Below are 16,528 nucleotides of genomic sequence, written 5' to 3' on the forward strand. Positions count from 1 at the left end.
AGTGGGCGAAGACGCAGCGCAGGCGCCGACGGGCGCTTCCGGTTTGGCGCCTTCGGCCATCGCGGTGATGGGCGTCGCCGGCTGCGGCAAGTCAGCCGTCGGTATCGCGCTGGCCGACGCGCTGGGTGCCGTCTTCATCGAGGGTGACAGGCAGCATCCGCCGGAGAATGTGGCGCGTATGGCGCGTGGCGAACCGCTCACCGACCAGCTGCGCGAAGGCTGGCTCGACGCGATCGGCGAGCACATCGCGGTCTCTATCGGCAAAGGACAGGGCGTGGTTGCCGCCTGCTCGGCGCTGAAGCGCGGCTATCGCGAGCGCCTGCGCGGCTTCTGCCCTGATATCATCTTCCTTTATCTGGAGATCGATCCCGCCACCGCGCGGCAGCGGGTCGCCAGCCGCAAGGGCCATTTCATGCCGGCAAGCCTGGTCGACAGCCAGTTCGCCATCCTGGAATCGCCGGGCCAAGGTGAACGGGCATTGACGCTCGACGCGACGCGGCCGATCGGCGAACTCGTCGCCCAGGCAATGCGCTCGATGCGCCGGTCATGAGCCCTCCTCGAAACCGACACCGCCGCCGCCCTGAGCCTCTGTCAACCGCTCATGGCGCGACCAGGACATCATCTGCTCGGGGCACAGCTTCAGCGCCTGCAGCAGGCGGTCGCGTTTCAGCAGGATGTAGTGTGCCTGCAGGGCCAGGTTCTTGGCTCCGTCCCTGGTTGTGTCCACGGCCGGGAGCGCCGGTGCCGCCGGTACCAGTTCGGGGCTCAAGACGGCGCGGTATTCCCGGAAGGGCACCACCTCGAAAGTCGACATGGCAAACAGGGCCGTCTTGCCTCGAGCGGCGAAATTCGCCGGTGCCGAGGCAAGGTGCGTCCAGCCGCTTTCGCCCAGGGCGCTTTCGGTGAAGGTCGAGCCGGCGTGGATGGTGTTGGTCATCATCACGACGCCGTTCTGCTTCAGCATCTTTTGAATGCGGATGGTGACCTGATAGGCATCGTCACGGTCGAAGGCGATCCGGCTTTTCAGGAACCGGTTCTCGACATGAACCATTGGCGGGTTGAGGAAGCGCTGGCCGAATGCCGTCTCGGACGCGCCATGCGTGTTGACGCTGACCTGATGCGCTTCGATGCCGGCCTCGTATATGGCGCGCTTGCCGATTATCGTCTGGGCGGTGAATTGATCGCACCAGAGGATCGCGCCGTGGCCGCGTTGCAGGGCTGCCTGCAAGCCCTCGAGCCCTTCCAGCCGGATCTTCGGCGTCCAATGGCCGGCGACCAGATGCGCGGCAAGTTGCATGCGGCGGCGATGGCGCGCCGTGAGCAATGCCTCGAACAGCTTGCGTGTATCGACGCCATCGCCGAGCACCGCGCGCGTTGCGGCGGCATAGAAGCGGAAATCCTTGCGCATATGGCGCTTCAACCGAAACCTGGAAGCCCAATCGCAGATCGGCGCCCACCAGCGCACCGGCAGCGCTGCCGCAACCGCGAGGTAGAAGAGGGTAACCAGGCTTTCGCGAAGGTCCCTGGTGGAGAAGTGGCGGAGCCTGCCGGGATCAGCCAGCTTGCGGCTGAAAAAGCGCACGTCCTCGGCATATTCGGGGACAAAGACGTCGGCGATGATCTCGATGCGAAAGCTGGCTGCCGATGGCCGCTTGCGGGCGGCTTTTCGGGATTTCGTAAACCTCGACAGCCTCATCCACCCGGCTCTAGATCTGGGATGTCAACTCGACCGGGAAATCGTCATTGTCGGCATCGCGCATGGCGGCGAGGCTACGGTTGTCCAGCACCTCGGCGATCGCCTGGCGCACTTCCAGCATCATGTGCCGGACCTGGCAGGTCGCCTCGTCGCAATCCTCGCAGCGCTGATACTGCGTGCGGCTGGCGCAAGGTATCGGCGCCAGCGGCCCGTCGAGCACGCGCACGACATGGCCGATCTTGATCTCGGAAGCGGGGCGGGCGAGACGATAGCCGCCTTCCTTGCCCTTGCGGCTCTGGACGAAGCCGGCGTTGCGCAATTCGCCCAGTATGGCGTCCAGGAATTTCTTCGGGATGTTGTTGGCGACGGCGATGTCGTTGACGAAGGCCAATTGGCCAAGCGGAAGACTGGATAGATGCACGAGGGCCTTCAGGCCGTATTTGCCTTTTTTCGTCAGCATGCCCGAGTCAACCCATTGAAGCCCCAACCACCCCGCATCTGGCGGTTGTTTGTGTGCAAATGATGACAACATTGCCTTCGCACACTGCCGTTTCGCGAAAACAAAGCCATTGGAGGGCAGGTTAGGCACAAACGCGTTGATTCTTTGTAACGTTTTGCACGAAGGGCGCCGAATTTGCCCTATCAGCTGCATAAACAAGGAAAGCCGGCCACCGGGCCGGCTTTCCTGATCTTTCTATCTGGACGCGGAGACTTACCGGCTGCCATAAGCCTGGTCGAGCAGGCCGCCGGCGGCGAAATGCTCCTTTTGGACCTTGTCCCAACCGCCGAAGACGTCTTCTACCGTCAACAGGCGCACGTCCGGAAAATCTGCCTTGTATTTGGCCGCGACAGCCGCGTCGCGTGCGCGCAAGCCATTGTCGGCGGCAATGCCCTGGCCCTCGGGCGTATAGAGGAAGTCGAGATAGCTCTTGGCCAGATCGCGCGTGCCGTGCTCGTCGGCGACCTTGTCGACGATCGCTATCGGGAATTCCGCCAGAAGGCTCACCGAAGGCGTGACCTGCTCGAATTTGTCGTCGCCATATTCCTTGCGGATGCCGCGCGTCTCGGATTCGAAAGTGATCAGCACGTCGCCGATCTCGCGCTGCACGAAGGTGGTGGTCGCGGCGCGCCCGCCAGTGTCGAAGATCGGCACGTTGTTGAACAGCTTGGTGATGAATTCCTTCACTTTGGCGTCGTCGCCCTTGAAGGCTTCCCTGGCGTAGGCGGTGGCCGCGAGATAGGTGTAGCGCGCATTGCCCGACGTTTTCGGATTGGGGAAGATCACCTGCACGTCGTCGCGCACGAGATCGTTCCAGTCCTTGATGTGCTTGGGGTTGCCCGCGCGGACGAGAAACGAAGGCAGCGAATAGAAGGGCGAGGCGTTGTCGGGAAAATCCTTCTGCCAGTCGGCCGAGACGAGGCCCTTCTTGACCAGGAAGTCGACGTCGGTGACCTGGTTGAAGGTGACGACATCGGCACCGAGGCCTTCAGCGATGGCACGCGCCTGCGCCGACGTGCCGGCATGAGACTGGTCGATGCTCACAGCCGGGTGCTTGGCGATGAAGGCCTTGTTGACCTGCACGAAGAGTTCGCGGCCGACGTCATAGGAGGCATTCAGCAGCTTGTCGGCCGACCACGCTTGGGAGGATGCGAGGAGAAGGCCGGCGGCAACGGCAACGCCGATGAAAAATCGCTTCATGAAAAGGCTCCGGATGTCATGCTCTATTATCGGACCATAGCCGGGGTGCGGCGGAGCGGCGAGGTATAGATTCAGGGCTTGGCGGCTGTTGCTAGAAAACCGTTTCCCAAACAGGCACATCGTAGTTTTCTATTTCAAGTAGAATCATCTTTTTGAGGCCGTCCTCTTCAGTCTCTTCCGAAGAGAGGCGACAAATGGATACACATTGTGTATGCGGCATGTTATGATGAGTGAAAGGAGTCTTCCATGGCGAAAGCCGCACCCGAAACCCATGCCAAGCCTGTCAATCTGCGCATCCGAGAGGACATACGCATACTGATTGACCGTGCCGCAAAGATACGCGGGAAAACCCGCTCCGACTTCATGATCGACGCCGCTTATCGTGCGGCCGAGGATACGCTGCTCGACCAAACGTTGATCAAGGCGGATCCTGAGACTTACCGGCATTATCTCGACATCCTCGATGAACCGCCAAGCGGGGAAGGTTTTGCACGCCTTATGAACGTGTCCAGGCCGTGGCGGGACTGATGCCGTCGGCGCCCACGCCGCTGGCCGAAGACCACGATCTCGAACTTTTCCAAAGCGGAACAGAGAGCCTCGACCAATGGCTTCGCCGTCGGGCACGGGCCAACCAGGTCAGTGGCGCATCACGTACTTATGTGATGGCGGAAGGCACACGCGTTGTCGGCTACTATTGCTTGTCTTCGGGCGGGCTTGATCTGGCGGAAGCGCCCGGCATTATTCGCCGCAACATGCCATATCCCATTCCAATGGTTGTGCTCGGACGTCTCGCGGCGGATGCAAGCTGGCAAGGGAAAGGGCTAGGCGCTGCGCTTCTGCAAGACGCCGTCCTGCGCTCCAGTCAAGCCGCGACGATCCTCGGGATTCGCGGAATTTTTGTTCACGCCATATTGGATGAAGCGAAAGCCTTTTACGAGCACTACGGCTTTGCGGCTTCCCCGAAAAATCCCATGATCTTGTTGTTGTCGTTGAAAGGCCAGATGAAGGGATAAGCGACCGCCACCGGACCTGGATATTCCCTGGTGACCAGATTTCACAGTGGTCTGATCGCTATCCAGCCGGAAACAGCCTCCAGCGCCCCGGCCGGAATGCCACCCGGCTCTTTTGCGCCGCCGGATGATCGACCGGCAGTTCGATCTCGACCCGCTGGCGTTCGCCGCCGATTTCGAGCTCGACGCGCCGTGTGCCCGCGACGCGGCGGCTGGCGGCCACGGTGCCGGCGATGCAGCCGCTGCAGCCGTCCAGCAGTTCGACATCATGCGGACGGAAGTAAAGCATCGCATCGCCCTCGGACGCGTGCGGCGCCGACAATCCGATCGGACGGTCGGCCAGCCAGATCTCGCCATTCTCGACTTTGACCGGAAGGGAGCTCGATTCGCCGATAAAGCCGTAGACGAAGGGCGAGTTCGGTGTGTCGTAGATGTCGTCGGCGGTGCCGACCTGCTCGATGCGGCCCTGGCTCATCACCACGACGCGGTCGGCAAGCTCAAGCGCCTCTTCCTGATCGTGGGTGACGAAGACGGTGGTGTGGCCGGTGGCGTCATGGATTTCGCGCAGCCAGCGGCGGAGTTCCCGGCGCACCTGCGCGTCGAGCGCGCCGAACGGCTCGTCGAGCAGCAGCACCTTCGGTTCGATGGCCATGGCGCGGGCGAGCGCCACGCGCTGGCGCTGGCCGCCCGAAAGCTGCGCGGGGTAGCGCTTCTCCAGCCCCGAAAGCTGGACGAGATCGAGAAGCTCGGCCGCACGGCGGCGGATCTCCGCTGCCGGCGGCCGCGTCGGCCCGTGCCGCACTTTGAGGCCGAAACCGATATTGTCGGCAACCGTCATGTGGCGGAACAGGGCGTAGTGCTGGAAGACGAAACCGACATTGCGCTCCTGGATCGATTTCTGCGAAGCGTCCTCGTCACCAAAGAAGATTTTTCCACGCGTCGGACGCTCCAGCCCGGCGATCAGCCTGAGCAAGGTCGTCTTGCCGGAGCCGGACGGGCCCAGCAAAGCGATTAGTTCGCCCGACTTGATGTCGAGCGAAACATCGTGGAGCGCCGGAAAACGCTCGAATTCCTTGCGCACATTGGCAACGCGAACTTCCATGCAATGAACCTTCTAATGCCCGCGCGTCGCGGCGAGTTCGGCGCCGTAGCGCATCTCGAGCAGTGTTTTCAAGACCAGCGTGACGAGCGCCAGCCCGGCAAGCAACGAGGCGACGGCGAAGGCGCCGGCGGCGTTGTACTCGTTGTAGAGGATTTCGACATGCAGCGGCATGGTGTTGGTCAGGCCGCGTATGTGGCCCGACACCACAGAAACCGCGCCGAACTCGCCCATGGCGCGCGCATTGCACAGAAGCACGCCGTAGAGCAGGCCCCATTTGACATTGGGCAAGGTCACGTACCAGAAGGTCTGCCAGCCATTGGCGCCAAGCGAAAGGGCGGCTTCCTCGTCGCCATTGCCCTGTTCCTGCATCAGCGGGATCAGTTCGCGGGCAACGAAGGGGAAGGTGACGAAGACGGTGGCCAGCACGATGCCGGGCACGGCGAACAAGATCTGGATGCCATGTGCCTTCAGCCACTCGCCGAGCAACCCCTGAGCGCCGAACAGAAGCACGTAGACCAGACCCGAAATGACGGGCGAGACCGAGAAGGGGAGGTCGATCAGCGTGGTCAGGAAGGCTTTGCCCTTGAACTCGAACTTGGCGATCGCCCAGGCGGCCGAGATGCCGAAGACGATGTTGAGCGGTACCGAGATCGCCGCCACCAGCAAGGTCAGGCGAATAGCCGAACGCGTGTCCGCGTCGCTCAGCGATTCCAGGTAGGTGCCAACGCCCTTGGCGAAGGCTTCCTTGAAGACGATGATCAGCGGCAGCAACAGGAAGACGGCGAGAAAGACGAAGACGACGGCCATCAGCACGGCCCGCGCCGGCCGGCTCTCGGTCACCGCTGGCGAGCGGCTTTCATGGAACGGTTCGTAGGATTTGATCTCGGGATCAGCCATAGCGCTTGCGGCTCCATGTCTGCACCAGATTGACGATCAACAGCATGAGGAACGACAGCGCCAGCATGATCGCCGCGGTCGCGGTCGCCGCCGGGTAATTGTATTCCTCGAGCCGGATGACGATCAAAAGCGGCGCGATCTCGGATTTGTAGGGCAGGTTGCCGGCAATGAAGATCACCGAGCCGTATTCGCCGACGCCACGCGCGAAGGCGAGCGAGAAACCGGTGATGATGGCCGGCGCCAGGCCCGGAAACAGCACGCGGGTGATGATCTGGAAGCGGCTGGCGCCAAGCGTGGCGGCGGCTTCCTCAACTTCCTTGTCGATCTCTTCCATGATCGGCTGCACGGTGCGCACGACGAAGGGCAGGCCGATGAAGATCAGCGCGATGACGATGCCCAGCGGCGTGTAGGCGACCTTGATGCCCAGCGGCATCAGCAATTTGCCGATCCAGCCGTTCGGTGCATAGAGCGTGGTCAGCGCGATGCCGGCCACCGCCGTCGGCAGCGCGAACGGCAGGTCGACCATGGCATCGACGATACGGCGGCCTGGAAAGCGGTAACGCACCAGCACCCAGGCGACGAGCGTGCCGAAAACGACATTGACGGCAGCCGCGATGAAAGCTGTGCCGAAGCTGATTTCCAGTGCGTTGAGCGTACGGCGGTCGGTGGCGATGGCCCAGAAATCGGTCCAGCCGAGGGCAGCCGAGCGCCAGATCAGCCCGGATAGGGGAATGAGGATGATGAGGGTGAGGTAGGCAAGCGAGAAGCCGAGCGTCAATCCGAAACCCGGAATGACGCTCGGCTGTCTGAACCGCCACCCTGCCTGCGCGGGTGCTATGGTCATGTCGTCCCGATCTGGATTTTAGCTCACTGGGCCGGCTTGTAGATCTGGTCGAATATACCACCGTCGCCGAAATGGTAAGGCTGCGCCTTCTTCCAGCCGCCGAAAAGCGGGTCGTCGATGGTGATCAGCTTGATAGGCGGCAGCTTGGCCAGATCTTCCGGCGGAACCAGTTCGGGCTTGGACGGCCGGTAGTGGTTCTTGGCGATGATAGTCTGACCTTCCTTGGAATAGAGGTAGCTCAGATAGGCCTCAGCCACCTTGCGCGTGCCTTTGGCGTCGACGTTCGCATCGACCACGGCCACCGGCGGTTCGGCCAGGATCGAGGTCGGCGGATAGACGACGTCGAAATTGTCGGCGCCAAACTCGTCGAGCGCCAGATAGGCATCGTTTTCCCAGGCGATCAGCACGTCGCCGAGGCCTTTTTGCGCGAAGGTCACGGTCGAGCCGCGCGCGCCGGTGTCGAGCACGGGAGCATTGGCGTAGAGCTTGCCGACGAATTCCTTGGTCTTGGCCTCGTCGCCGCCATCATTGGCATTCGCATAGGCCCAGGCCGCGAGATAGTTCCAGCGCGCGCCGCCCGAGGTCTTGGGATTGGGCGTGATCACCTGCGTGCCGTCCTTGACCAGGTCGTTCCAGTCGTGGATGCCCTTGGGATTGCCCTTGCGGACAAGGAAGATGATCGTCGAGGTGTAAGGCGCTGAATTGTTTTCGAATTTGGTGCGCCAGTCGGGATTGATCTTCTTGGACTTGGAGACGATGGCGTTGATGTCGCCTTCCAGCGCCAGCGTCACCACATCGGCGTCCAGACCATCGATCACGGCGCGGGCCTGGGCGCCAGATCCGCCATGTGACTGCTGAATGGTCACCGTCTCGCCGGTCTCTGTCTTCCAATGCGCGGCGAAGGCCTCGTCATAGGCCTTGTAGAGCTCGCGCGTCGGATCGTAGGACACGTTGAGAATGGTGGTGTCGGCAAACGCGAAACCGAGCGTGCCGAACTGGACAGATGTGGCGACCAGTGCGCCGAGCAGTTTCCGGAAATGAGGTTTGGTCATTTCTGCCTCCGTTGAACCCGCGCCAAATCTACCAAATTGATAGAAATAAGATGCATTGAATGTTGCCTTTTTTGTCCTCCTGGAGAAAATCTTCGGCGACCTGCCTCGGCGTCGGGAAATATTTTCCTCGCGGCCGCCCCGCGCCGGGTCGGCCCGCCAACCGGCCCATCTAGGGTTGCGAGGTTGCCGGGCAAGGGCAGGTTTACCCGGCGGTCACCGGAAAATCGAAGCGCTGCCGGCAGGAAGGGGATCGGCGAAGGCAGCGAAAGAGATTGTCACAACCAGCGCTGCCGCAACTAACGCTACCGACAATCGAGGATTGCGCGAAGTGCCTCGGACAGGCATGGGCGAGTATCCTGATTATCCGCTGACCTCATCGAAAGCTAATTCTATGAATCGCCTGTCCCACTCTATTCAACGAAAACTTTCACACTCGCCGCCCGTCCAGCTGCGTCGATAACGGTCAGCGTCGAGTAACCCGCGCCGTCGGGCTGCCATGTCGCGGTGCGACGGCGGTCGAGGCCGATGAGCGGCTTGCCGTTGGCCAGCCAGCGGAACGGCGCGCGACCGCCTTGCAATTTCAGCACCAATGGCGAGGCGTCGGCCGAGTTGGTGGCGAGATCGACGCGGGCGCCATCCGGCGGGAAAATGATGGTCGGCGCGGGTTCGGTCGGCGTCGCCTGCACCAGGCCATCCGCGCCGGCGCCGAAGCGGGCAAGCGTCACGGGCAGTTCCTCGCGCTTGGGGGTGAAGGCGCCAGGCGGCTTGCCTGGCAGCGGCACGGTTGCCAGGCCAGAGCGGACAAAGCCTTCGAACAGGATCGGGGCGGCCGAGACATAGCCCGAGAGGCCCGGCACCGCGCCGGCATCGGGCCGGCCGACCCAGACACCCAGCACGTAGCGGCCGTCGAAGCCGACCGACCAGGCGTCACGGTAGCCGTACGAGGTGCCGGTCTTGTAGGCAATGCCACGTTGCAAGGCGCCTTCGGGCGGCTTCACACCGGACAAAATGTCGATGATCTGCCAGTTGGCCTGATCGTTGAGAATGGTGGTGGTCGAACTCACGGCATTGGCCGGCTCGGTGCCGTCATGCAGCGAGTGCGTCTTGCCACCATTGGCGAGCCCTGTGTAGAGCTGGACGAGGTCGCGCAGCGTGACGCCGACGCCGCCGAGGCCGATGGCCAAGCCCGGCGCTTCGTTGACCGGCAGGATCGGGTTGACGCCGCCCTGGCGGAAGCGCGCGGTCAGCCGCGCCGGGCCGACCGCGTCGAGCACGCGGATCGCCGGCACGTTGAGCGACAGTTGCAGCGCCTGACGGATGCTGACATCGCCCTGATAGCCCATGTCGAAATTCTTCGGCCTATAGCCACCGAAATCGACCGGACTGTCCTCGATCAACGTTTCCTGCGCCACCAGTCCCTGCTCGAAAGCGAGGCCGTAGATGAACGGCTTCAACGTCGAGCCGGGCGAGCGCACGACCTTGGTCATGTCGATCCAGCCGGAACGGCTGGAATCGAAGAAATTGGCCGAGCCGACTTCGCCCAGAATGTCGCCGGTGCGTGCGTCGGCCAGCACCATGGCGACGGACAGACGCGGCCCGAGCTTTGTCGCTGCGTCGCGTGCTACCTGTTCCAGTCCCTGCTGGACGCTTTTGCGGATGGTCAGCTTGAGCGGCTGACCGGGAACGGCCCTGGGCAGCATCGCATAAGCGGCATGCGCGGCAAGCGCCGGCAAGGTACGGCGCAGCCCCGACACATCGTCGAGTGCCGCGCGTGCCGCCTCGCGTTCGCCGATCAGGCCTGACGAGACCATGCGGCTCAGCACACGATCGCGCGCTGCATGGGCGATCTGGAGATTGCGGTCAGGCCGGCGCTTCTCCGGCAATTGCGGGAGAGCGACGAGAAGCGCGGCCTCTGAAACCGTCAGCCGCTTCGGTTCCTTGCCGAAATAGGCGAGCGAAGCGGCGCGCACGCCTTCCAGATTGCCGCCATAGGGCGCCAGCGTCAGGTAGCGCTCGAGGATCTCGCGTTTGGACAGCCGCCGCTCGATCTGGATGGCGCGCAACATCTGCTTGATCTTGGAGCCGACGCTGCGGCTCTCGCGCGGCTCGATCAGGCGGGCGAGTTGCATCGACAGGGTCGAGCCGCCGGAAACGATATGGCCGCTGGTGGCGAATTGGCCGGCGGCGCGGGCCAGCGCCAGCACATCGACGCCCTCATGGTCCCAGAAGCGCTTGTCCTCATAGGTGACCAGCATGTCGACAAACTGCTTGTCGACCTGGTCGAGCTGGGTTTCCAGCCGCCAGTAGCCGTCCGGCGTGGCGAAGGCGCGCAGCAACTGGCCGTCGCGGTCCTGGACTTCGGTGGAGACGGTGAGCGTCGCCGGCAATGGTGGCGGAAAAGCGCGGTCGAGTTCCCAGAGGGAAGCGACGGAAAGGGCAAGGACGCCGGCGCAGGAAGCCAGCGTTATGGCTGCACGGCGAAGGAATTTTCTGGAGAGCATGGTGCCGCCCCTCATCCGCCTGCCGGCACCTTCTCCCCGTATAGTGACGGGGAGAAGGGACCTGTCGCGGCGGTCGACGCTAGCCCCTTTCTCCCCGTCACTATACGGGGAGAAATGCCCGGCAGGGCAATGAGGGGCAGCGCAAGGCTCACGTTCATATCCGCCAAGGCACCTTACGGCGCCTTGATCTCCATCATGCCGGTGGCGGTGCGGGCCGAATATTGCGGCCGGTACATGTCCTCAACCGTTGCCGCCGGATGGGCGTAGGTGCCCGGCGTCACGGCGCGCACGACATAGGCGAGCGTCAGATTGTGGTCGTGGTCGCCGTCGGCTGGGTTGAACGCCGCGACGAACCGGTCGTCGCGGAATTCGAGATGGGCGGCGTCGGTCTGTGCCAGCCAGGAGAAGTTCGACAGCTGGGCGCTGGAGACCAGGCCGGGATTGTCGATCTCGAAGCCGGCCGGCAACAGGTCGGTGACCAGCAGGCGCGACGGCCAGCTGTTCCGCTCGGTGACCTTGAGCACGACGACATAGCGTTCGTTCTGGGTTGCCTCCGTCACATTGGCTTCGGTGCCGTCGAGCTTGTAGTAGGTGCGGCTGATGGTGAAACCATCGCCACCGGCCGGCAAAGGCTGGATCGGCGAGGCCACGGTGGTGACGACGGCCTGCAGCGGAGTCTTGCCGGTGTTGGCGACTTCGAGCGGGCTGTCGACCAGGTCGGAGCCGTTGACCTGGTTGGAATAGCCGCCGGAATGCGGCGCGCCATTGACGGTCAACGCGATCGAATCATTGCCCTCCTTCAGCGCACGCGCCGCCAGCAGCATCCAGGAATCGTCCTGGGTGCTGGTCCAGCGGACTTCGGCGCGTTTCCTAGTCACCAGCTTGATCAGCTCGGGCACGATCGTCGATGCCGGCTTCGATTCCGCCGCCAGCGACAGCATCGCCGCGCCGTCACGCAACGACGAGCCGTAGTCGGAGCGGTACCAGTCGTAGTCGGTGCTCGATTTGGCGAGTTGCAGCGCGGTCTTGAACGTCGCCTCCGAACGCTGTGTGTCGCCATAGAGCGCCAGGCTCGCCGCGAGCTGGGCGACGGCCATCGGGCTCGAGAAGGCTTCGAGCTGGGTGTCTGCGTAATAGCGCAGGTCGCCGATCGAGGCCTTCTTGTTGCGGGCCAGCACGTAGAGGGCGTAAGCGATCTCGCTGCCGCGGTCCTGTACGCTCTGGTCGTAACCGAGCGAGTTCTGCAGGTTGTTCAGGGCCTGGTTCATCGCCAGGCTCGGCACGTCGTATTTCTGCTCGCGCGCCCTGGTCAGGAACTCGCTGACATAGGCGTCGAGCCACAAATCGCCGGAGCCTGGACCCCACAGACCGAAGCTGCCGCTCGAGGACTGGTAGCTCAGGACCTTGTAGATCGCGTCCTGGACGCGGCCGTGCAGGTCAGGGTCGTTTTCCATGCCGACGCCCGATGCCATCTCGTTGACGTAGAGAAGCGGCATGGCACGGCTGGTGGTCTGCTCGGCGCAACCATAGGGGTAGCGATCGAGCGTCATCAGCAGTGAAGGCACGTCGAAGGCCGCCGCCTGCGAAACGCCGACGCTGACCGAAGCGCCTTCAAGCAGGCTTGCCGCCAGCAGTTCCTTGTCGACGCGCAGCGCGCCGCCATTGCCCTTGAGGTCGACCACAAGGCGCGTGGTGACCGGCAATTGGGCCGGGCGCACAGGCACATAGAGCGTCTGTTCGACCTTGGTGCCATCGGCGTGCGCCAGCTTGATGGTGAGCGAAGCATTGCCCGCCGTCTTTGCGATCAGCGGCACGGTCAAGGTCTGGCGCTTGCCCTGGGCGAGCGTCAGCTTCTGCGGCAGGGGCTTTTCGCCTGTCGACAGGTCGCCAGTGGTATCGATCGACAATGCATAGTCGCCGGCGGGGCCGTCGGTGTCGGCGACGTCCAGCCGCATGACGGCGTTGTCGCCAGGCGCCAGGAAGCGCGGCAGGCCGGCGGTGATCACTATGGGATCACGCACGATCACGTCCGACTGGGCATGGCCGACCGCTTCCTTGGTCCAGGCGACAGCCATGACGCGCACGGTGCCGTTGAACTGCGGAATGTCGAAGTCGATCCGTGCCTTGCCGTCGGCATCGAGCTGGACGATGCCGGAGAAGAAGGCGACCAGCTTTTCGGTTGGCGGGCTGCCTTGCGCCTGCATGTTGGCGCCGTCACCGCCGGTCCTGAGCTTGCCGGTGGTGCCCAGCGAGCCGTCGATCAGGCGGCCATAGATGTCGCGGATCTCCATGCCCAGCATGCGCTGGCCGAAGAACCAATTCTCCGGGTCCGGCGCCTTGTAGTTGGTCAAGTTGAGGATGCCGACATCGACGGCGGCAACCATGACATAGGCGTTTGTGCCCGGCTGCACGCCGGCCACGGAAACCGGGATCGACAGTTGCTGGCGCGGCATTGTCTTGTCCGGCGGCGTGAGCGTGACGGCAAGCTTCTTGGCGCCCGGATCGACCGTCAGCCATTTCACGCCGATGGCGCGGGCGGGCATGCGCGTTTCCTGCGCATCGCCCGGCCGGAACAGGGTTGCCGTGACATAGGCGCCGGCGCCCCAGTCGTCGCCAACGGGGATATCGACGGTGCTGCCGTTGGCCGGAACGGTCGCCGTGATGGTCTTCAGCAGCTTGTCGGAGCCGATGTTGATCAGAAGCTCGCCGGCAAAATGCGGCGAGATTTTCAGCTTGGCCACTTCGCCCGCGGCATAGTTATCCTTGTCGAGGGCAATCTCCAGGCCGTCAGGCGTTTCGGTGGTGGTCGAGGCGACATACCAGCCGGCGTCGAACTCATAGCTGGTCGCCGGTCCCTCGGGGTCCGATGTCTCGACCTCGAGCCTGTACTGGCCCCAGTCGACGGGTACCGAGACCGTGGCGTCGCCGTCGGCGTTGAGGTCGACCTGGCCGTTGGCGATCGACTTGGTCAAGCTCACCGGCTCGTAGTTCCAGGAGTTGTTGGAGCGATACCACTGATAATTGCGTTCGACCTTGACCAGCGTCCACTGCGCGCCTTTCAGCGCCTCTCGCTTGCCATCGGGATCGACGGCGATCAGGCTGAACTTGGCCGTGCCGCCCTGCGGCACTTCACCGGCGGCGAAATCCGGACGGATGCCGATCATATGGCCTTGCGGGCGGATGCCGATGTTGAGCGAGCGCTCGATGGCGCGGCCGCCGGTTTCGCGCATGCGCACCGTCACCTTGCCATCGACCAGCTTGGTGGTCGAGGGCAACTGGTCGACGGAAACGGGGAAGGTCGCCTTGCCGTCATCGCCAACCACCGGCAGATCGGTGAGCGGCGTGACCGTCGGCTGCGCAGACTGCTCGTCGGCAAGGCCGAAGGAGAAGTTGGGGAAGCGGTCCCAGTCGCGCGACGTCGACAGTGTCAGTTCGCCTTCCAGCGCCAGGCCCGCCGCCGGCGCGCCATAGAGGAAGCGGCCGTCAATGTCGATGTTGGCGGTTTCGCCCCGCGCAATCTCCTGCTTGTCGGCCTTCATGTCGAATTCGATGCGATCCGGCACGAAGTCCTCGACCAGGAACATCTGGCTGGCAACCTCCGGCTGCTTGGGGTCGGTGTAGATCGACACCGACCATGTGCCGCGCATGGCGTTGGGTTCGAGCGGCAGGTCGACGGCGTGGCCGCCGGCCGATGCGCCGTCGCTGACGATGCGGCGGTCCTCGACGCCATCGGGACGCGAGAAGATGAATGTCAGCGGCAGGTTCTCGACCGCCTTGGCCGCGCCGTCGCGGGCAAGGGCGGCGACATGGACGTCCTCGCCGGCGCGGTAGATGCCGCGCTCGGTCCAGGCATAGACGTCGAGCGCGCCCGGTGCGGCGCGTCCGGTGACGCCACGGTCGGACAGGTCGAAGCCGGCCTTGGCCATGTCGAGGAAGACGAAATCATTGTCGCCCTGCTTGGCCATCAGCACGGCCGGCACCATGCCGCCGTCACCGCGCGTTAGGCCGGGGTTGAAGACGGCGTGGCCGTTCGCATCCGATGTCGCGGTTCCGAGAACCTCGTTGTTGCGGGCAACCAGCGTCAGTTCGGCTCCGGCAATCGGCTTGGCGCTGCCCAGCGAACGGGCAAAGACGTTGAGCCCGTCCTGGCCGGTATAGGTCGACAGGCCGATGTCGGAGACGACGAACCACTGCGTGGCCAGCGAGCCGTAGTCGTCGCTCTTGTCGTTGACGGGCTGCGCGGTCAGCACATAGACGCCGGGCTTGCGCTGCGGCAGCGCCTCGTCAACCGGGAAGGAGGTGGTGACTTCCTTGTTGAGGTCGTTGACGATGTCGAGCTGGCCCTGCCAGACCGGCGCGCCGATCTGCTCGGAAATGTTGGAGATGTCATAGCCGTCGAACTGGTGCAGGAACTGGTAACCCGACAGAAGCTGCGCCAGCGAACGGTCGCCGATGCGGTACAGCTTCATCTCGGCGCCATTCATGTTGACGGTGACGATCGGGATGCCGCGGCGCGCGCCTGCCGGCAGCACGAAGCTGTCGCCGGTGAAGCGGGCGGACGGCGCGCGATCCTGCACATAGATCGACAGCACCACGGGGGCGGCGGTCACTTCGCCGATCGCGGCCGGCAGGCCGGCGCGGAAGGTCACGTCATAGTGCTGGCCGTGTTCGAGCCCTTCGACGCAGATCTGCTTGTCCTTGGCCTCGACGCCCTTCGGCGGCGCGTTGTCGACGGTGACGAACTGCGCGTAATCGACGCCGGTCTTGACCAGATCCTCGGAGAATTGCGCACAGATGCGCGGTGCGCTGGTGTCGGCATCGACAGAGTGATCGATGACACGGAACCCCTTGCGGGCCTTGAGATCGGCATACTCGGCCTGGACCGCGGGCGAACTTTCCAGCGCAAGGCTGGCTTCAAAGGCCTGCAGCGCCGGACGGTAGAGATCGCGCTTGTCGAGACCATTGCCGAGCAGCGCCAGCACTTCGGCGCGTGTCTTGGTGGTGCGCAGCAGTTTATAGGCGTTGAAGGCGGCTGAGGTGCCGTTCGTCGGCAAGGTAGACGCCTCGGAGGTGTTCGCGGCAGGCTGCACGGCCAGCGTTTCGCGCGCCAGCTTGAGCCAGAGCTGGCCATCGTCCGGCATGACCGAGACCGCGGCCTCGTATTTCCGCATGGCGGAGCGATGGTCGCCAGCCAATACGGCCTGTTCGGCGGCATTTGTAAGAGCCGCCATGCCCTCGGTCGGCTTGTCAAAGGCCGGGCCAAGCAGCTTGTTGCGGTATTGCTGGGCCTGGTCGGCCAACCAGTTGGGGAAGAAGGCGAGTTCGGGCGGCGCGCCGATGTCCGGGTCCCCGTCGATGTTGACGACCTTGCCGGCGATCGCGCCGTTGAAGGATTTCAACTGGTTATAGTCGGATTTGAGAAAGCACCATTTGGCCTTGGTGTTGTAGGTGAAGGCGCGGCAGGCCGGATCGCCGAGACATGTCGTCTTGCACTGGTCGAGCGTGACGTTCTGGTCCGACCTGAGGTCGAAACCGAAATAGTCGGAATTGTCGGTCGTTGCGATGCGCCGGGCCTCGGCCGCTTGCGCGACGCCGTTCCAGGCTAAGGCGGTGGCCCAGGCGAAGAAGAGAAGGACGAGAATCGACAGACCACGAGCCGCGCGCATTGCCATAACACCCCTCCAGACAATTGCAGACGTCCGGGCATGATCAAGCTTCAGTCGGGCT

12 protein-coding genes are annotated in these 16,528 nt (G+C 63.6%); 3 read left to right on the forward strand and 9 right to left on the reverse strand.

All coding sequences use genetic code 11. The features are described from left to right. The first annotated feature begins 1 nt into the window (after position 1). Positions 2-550: a gluconokinase gene (locus LB543_RS10575; RefSeq protein ID WP_224614049.1), complete on the forward strand. Its 549-nt coding sequence runs from the start codon at positions 2-4 to the stop codon at positions 548-550. On the opposite strand, the gene LB543_RS10580 is transcribed toward LB543_RS10575, so the two are convergent. From LB543_RS10580 to LB543_RS10590, 3 genes are all read right to left on the reverse strand, one after another. Beyond that, positions 545-1,696: a hypothetical protein gene (locus tag LB543_RS10580; RefSeq protein ID WP_224614051.1), complete on the reverse strand. Its 1,152-nt coding sequence runs from the start codon at positions 1,694-1,696 to the stop codon at positions 545-547. The genes LB543_RS10575 and LB543_RS10580 overlap by 6 nt on opposite strands. A gap of 10 nt (positions 1,697-1,706) precedes the next feature. Next, positions 1,707-2,156 (reverse strand): RrF2 family transcriptional regulator, encoded by a 450-nt coding sequence (locus LB543_RS10585; protein WP_140759073.1) that lies wholly within the window; start codon positions 2,154-2,156, stop codon positions 1,707-1,709. Between the two features lie 252 nt (positions 2,157-2,408). Beyond that, positions 2,409-3,395 carry a sulfate ABC transporter substrate-binding protein gene (locus tag LB543_RS10590; protein WP_224614053.1) on the reverse strand — a complete coding sequence of 329 codons (987 nt, stop codon included), beginning with the start codon at positions 3,393-3,395 and terminating at the stop codon, positions 2,409-2,411. Between the two features lie 246 nt (positions 3,396-3,641). Between LB543_RS10590 and LB543_RS10595 the strand changes: the two genes are divergently transcribed. Then, positions 3,642-3,923, forward strand: a complete 282-nt coding sequence (locus LB543_RS10595; RefSeq protein ID WP_224614055.1) for a DUF1778 domain-containing protein — start codon at positions 3,642-3,644, stop codon at positions 3,921-3,923. Next, entirely contained in the window at positions 3,923-4,408 is a 486-nt protein-coding gene (locus LB543_RS10600) for a GNAT family N-acetyltransferase (protein WP_224614057.1), read from the forward strand. Before LB543_RS10595 ends, LB543_RS10600 begins: the two co-directional genes overlap by 1 nt. 58 nt (positions 4,409-4,466) lie before the next feature. On the opposite strand, the gene LB543_RS10605 is transcribed toward LB543_RS10600, so the two are convergent. From LB543_RS10605 to LB543_RS10630, 6 genes are all read right to left on the reverse strand, one after another. Beyond that, on the reverse strand, positions 4,467-5,507 hold the full coding sequence (locus tag LB543_RS10605; protein ID WP_224614059.1) for a sulfate/molybdate ABC transporter ATP-binding protein: 1,041 nt from the start codon (positions 5,505-5,507) through the stop codon (positions 4,467-4,469). 12 nt (positions 5,508-5,519) lie between these two features. Next, positions 5,520-6,404: a sulfate ABC transporter permease subunit CysW gene (cysW, locus tag LB543_RS10610; RefSeq protein ID WP_140811977.1), complete on the reverse strand. Its 885-nt coding sequence runs from the start codon at positions 6,402-6,404 to the stop codon at positions 5,520-5,522. Further along, positions 6,397-7,248, reverse strand: a complete 852-nt coding sequence (cysT, locus tag LB543_RS10615; protein WP_140759061.1) for a sulfate ABC transporter permease subunit CysT — start codon at positions 7,246-7,248, stop codon at positions 6,397-6,399. Before cysT ends, cysW begins: the two co-directional genes overlap by 8 nt. A gap of 23 nt (positions 7,249-7,271) precedes the next feature. After that, positions 7,272-8,300 carry a sulfate ABC transporter substrate-binding protein gene (locus tag LB543_RS10620; RefSeq protein WP_224591973.1) on the reverse strand — a complete coding sequence of 343 codons (1,029 nt, stop codon included), beginning with the start codon at positions 8,298-8,300 and terminating at the stop codon, positions 7,272-7,274. A gap of 410 nt (positions 8,301-8,710) precedes the next feature. After that, the gene (gene pbpC / locus LB543_RS10625) at positions 8,711-10,801 is read right to left on the reverse strand and encodes a penicillin-binding protein 1C (protein WP_224614061.1); all 2,091 of its coding nucleotides are present in this window, start codon (positions 10,799-10,801) and stop codon (positions 8,711-8,713) included. Between the two features lie 173 nt (positions 10,802-10,974). Next, entirely contained in the window at positions 10,975-16,473 is a 5,499-nt protein-coding gene (locus LB543_RS10630; protein WP_224614062.1) for an alpha-2-macroglobulin family protein, read from the reverse strand. Positions 16,474-16,528 lie beyond the last annotated feature (55 nt).

The sequence above is a fragment of the Mesorhizobium sp. ESP7-2 genome (genome assembly GCF_020164715.1).
Taxonomy (GTDB): domain Bacteria; phylum Pseudomonadota; class Alphaproteobacteria; order Rhizobiales; family Rhizobiaceae; genus Mesorhizobium.

Coding starts and splice junctions, on each gene's coding strand:
- LB543_RS10595 (WP_224614055.1), top strand. CDS start 3,642: ATGGCGAAAGCCGCACCCGAAACCCATGCCAAGCCTGTCAATCTGCGC.
- LB543_RS10590 (WP_224614053.1), bottom strand. CDS start 3,395: ATGAAGCGATTTTTCATCGGCGTTGCCGTTGCCGCCGGCCTTCTCCTC.
- LB543_RS10605 (WP_224614059.1), bottom strand. CDS start 5,507: ATGGAAGTTCGCGTTGCCAATGTGCGCAAGGAATTCGAGCGTTTTCCG.
- pbpC (WP_224614061.1), bottom strand. CDS start 10,801: ATGCTCTCCAGAAAATTCCTTCGCCGTGCAGCCATAACGCTGGCTTCC.
- LB543_RS10600 (WP_224614057.1), top strand. CDS start 3,923: ATGCCGTCGGCGCCCACGCCGCTGGCCGAAGACCACGATCTCGAACTT.
- cysT (WP_140759061.1), bottom strand. CDS start 7,248: ATGACCATAGCACCCGCGCAGGCAGGGTGGCGGTTCAGACAGCCGAGC.
- cysW (WP_140811977.1), bottom strand. CDS start 6,404: ATGGCTGATCCCGAGATCAAATCCTACGAACCGTTCCATGAAAGCCGC.
- LB543_RS10585 (WP_140759073.1), bottom strand. CDS start 2,156: ATGCTGACGAAAAAAGGCAAATACGGCCTGAAGGCCCTCGTGCATCTA.
- LB543_RS10620 (WP_224591973.1), bottom strand. CDS start 8,300: ATGACCAAACCTCATTTCCGGAAACTGCTCGGCGCACTGGTCGCCACA.
- LB543_RS10630 (WP_224614062.1), bottom strand. CDS start 16,473: ATGGCAATGCGCGCGGCTCGTGGTCTGTCGATTCTCGTCCTTCTCTTC.
- LB543_RS10580 (WP_224614051.1), bottom strand. CDS start 1,696: ATGAGGCTGTCGAGGTTTACGAAATCCCGAAAAGCCGCCCGCAAGCGG.